The organism is Marinobacter sp. (assembly GCF_041690455.1).
In the GTDB taxonomy this organism is placed as follows: Bacteria; Pseudomonadota; Gammaproteobacteria; order Pseudomonadales; family Oleiphilaceae; genus Marinobacter.
The window spans coordinates 1-2,766 of record NZ_JAWLHI010000153.1 but is presented as its reverse complement, the minus strand read 5'-3'; the positions used below and the strand labels follow the sequence as shown (position 1 = coordinate 2,766).

Below are 2,766 nucleotides of genomic sequence, written 5' to 3'. Positions count from 1 at the left end.
GTTTTGTCAGGCTCAGAGCTGGTCACGGAAACCATCCGTTTGCCTTATGATTCGCCCATGGCGCTAAATCGGGAGTTGAAGCTGCTTGGGGCTGGTTTCAAAGGGGAGGGACGTCGAAAGTCGGTCACTTCCCCAGGTCGATATAAGGCAATGTGTGGTGCCTATCCGCGGTCGGACAAGCACGGCTGTGTTGCCAGCTACGTGGCAGGTTGGATGTATTGGCGAGTCTGAATTCGAGAAGTTGGTAGCAACTGGTGGTCGGGGTTCAGGAGGTGGAAGCTCTTTCCAGGACTGTTGAGGGCCAAGGACGGCCCGAAACAAGCGCACATGGGTGAGGCCGAGCGTTTATGAAGCGAAGCTTCATGCGACAGCCGAACGACAGCAATCTGTGATTGCTGGCTGGACCCCGAAGGGGTGCTCGTAGCGTGTCCTGGAAAGAGCTTCCACCTCCTGAGCTTCCACCCAAAGTAAAAGTTTTAAGAGAGTTACGCCCAAGATGGCCAAAAAAAGCTATTTCGTGACCGGCACCGACACCGGCGTCGGCAAAACCATGGTCTCCGCCGCCATACTCGAGGCAGCCAAAGCCCAGGGTAAACGCACCCTGGCCATGAAGCCGATCGCCTCCGGCTGCGACCAGACCCCAGAAGGCCTCCGCAACGAAGACGCCCTGATACTCCAGCAGGCCATCACCGAAAAACTCCCCTACGACCAGATCAACCCCATCGCCCTGGAACCGGCCATCGCCCCCCACGTCGCTGCCCAACAAGCGGACAAAAACGTCACCGCCCAAAGACTGATCGGCTTCTGCCGCGGCCTCCAGATCCAGCCTGCGGACCTGCTGCTGGTCGAAGGCGCTGGCGGCTGGCGGGTGCCCCTGAATGACCGGGAAACCTACGCCGCCATGCCCCGGGAGCTTGGCATGCCGGTCATCCTCGTCGTCGCCCTCAAACTCGGCTGCATCAACCATGCCCTATTGAGCGCCGAAGCCATCCGCGCCGACGGCCTGACCATTGCCGGCTGGGTCGCCAACCGGGTCGAAAGCGAAGCCATGGACTGCGAACAGGAAACCCTCAATTACCTGACCACCCATCTCGGCACCCCCTGCCTCGGGGTCCTGCCCTGGCTCGAGCAGCCGGAGCCCGCCGCCCTGGCGCGCTACCTCAATATCGGTCCACTGTTCGAATCCTGAGCTAACCTGCCGGTGTGCCGGCAGCCTCCAAAGCGGCCGGCCCCTTCGCCCTCGCATCAGCCCTGAAGCACTCTCCGACACCCTCTCGCGTCAGCCGGGCAGGGTGTTTTTCCTGTTCCCGGATGGCCGGCCACCCCGCACAAATTTTCCATCCGGCTATTGACAATTCTGTGCCAGTAAACGTATGTTTCAAACAAGTGTTTAATTAAGGCCGCAGCGCGTGCCGTTGTGGTGTCTGAGCAAACCAAGGCCAAAGGCTGTTAACCCTGTTTCAGCTGAGACCGAGAACCGAGGTGGATTCCATGCCTGAATACAAAGCGCCCCTGCGTGACATCAAATTTGTTATGAACGAGCTGCTGGACAGCGAGCAGCATTACGCCAGTCTGGAAGGTGCCGAAGACGCCAGTCCCGATATGGTGGACGCCATTATCCAGGAAGGTGCAAAGTTCTGTGAGCAGGTACTGTCTCCGCTGAACCAGGTGGGTGACCGGGAAGGCTGCAGCTGGAGCGAAGACGGTGTGAAGACACCGACCGGCTTCAAGGAAGCTTACCAGCAGTACGTCGAAGGTGGCTGGCCGTCCATGACTGCCGATCCCAACTACGGTGGCCAGGGCCTGCCGCATTCACTCGGCCTCGTCATGAGCGAAATGGTCGGTACCTCCAACTGGTCCTGGGGCATGTACCCGGGCCTGAGCCACGGCGCGACCAACACCATCGAAGCCCACGGCACCGAAGAACAGAAGCAGACCTACCTGACCAAGCTGATCAGCGGCGAGTGGACCGGCACCATGTGTCTGACCGAACCGCACTGTGGTTCCGACCTGGGTACCCTGCGTAGTAAGGCCGAGCCCAACGCCGACGGCACCTACAGCATCACCGGTACCAAGATCTTCATTTCTGCCGGCGAGCACGACATGGCCGAGAATATCGTCCACATCGTTCTGGCCCGCCTGCCGGGTGCGCCGGAAGGTACCAAGGGTATCTCCCTGTTCATCGTGCCCAAGCAGCTGCCGAACGAAGACGGTTCTGCCGGTGAGCGTAACGCGGTTTCCTGTGGTTCCCTTGAGCACAAGATGGGTATCCACGGCAACGCCACCTGCGTCATGAACTTCGATGGCGCCAAGGGCTGGCTGATCGGGCCGGAGAACAAGGGCCTGAACTGCATGTTCACCTTCATGAACACTGCCCGTATCGGTACTGCCATCCAGGGCCTGGGTGCGGCCGAACTGGGCTTTCAGGGTTCCCTGGCGTACGCCAAAGAACGTCTGGCCATGCGCTCACTGAGCGGCCCGAAGAACCCGGACGGCATTGCCGATCCGATCATCGTGCATCCGGACGTACGCCGTATGTTGCTGACCCAGAAGGTCGTGGCGGAAGGTGCCCGTGCCCTGATTTACCTGGCCGGCCAGCAGGTGGACGTGGTTCACAGCGGCAAGACCGAGGAAGAGCGCAAGCAGGCTGATGCGCTGCTGGGCTTCCTGACTCCGATCGCCAAGGCGTTCCTGACCGAGATCGGTTACGAGTCCGCCAACCTGGGCATGCAGGTATTCGGTGGCCACGGCTTTATCTCCGAATGG

2 protein-coding genes and 1 pseudogene are annotated in these 2,766 nt (G+C 60.3%); all 3 read left to right on the top strand.

Annotation, left to right across the window (positions count from 1 at the left end; genetic code table 11):
- Positions 1–231: pseudogene (locus tag ACESMW_RS18950) on the top strand (malonyl-[acyl-carrier protein] O-methyltransferase BioC); the annotation flags it as partial.
- Positions 232–496: 265 nt separating this feature from the next.
- The gene (gene bioD / locus ACESMW_RS18945; RefSeq protein WP_372988515.1) at positions 497–1,189 is read left to right on the top strand and encodes a dethiobiotin synthase; all 693 of its coding nucleotides are present in this window, start codon (positions 497–499) and stop codon (positions 1,187–1,189) included.
- Between the two features lie 302 nt (positions 1,190–1,491).
- On the top strand, positions 1,492–2,766 hold a 1,275-nt coding region (locus ACESMW_RS18940; protein WP_372988514.1), incomplete at its 3' end, for an acyl-CoA dehydrogenase family protein.

What these genes read in the sequence shown, in the direction of transcription:
- bioD (WP_372988515.1), top strand. Translation starts at nt 497, where the DNA reads ATGGCCAAAAAAAGCTATTTCGTGACCGGCACCGACACCGGCGTCGGC.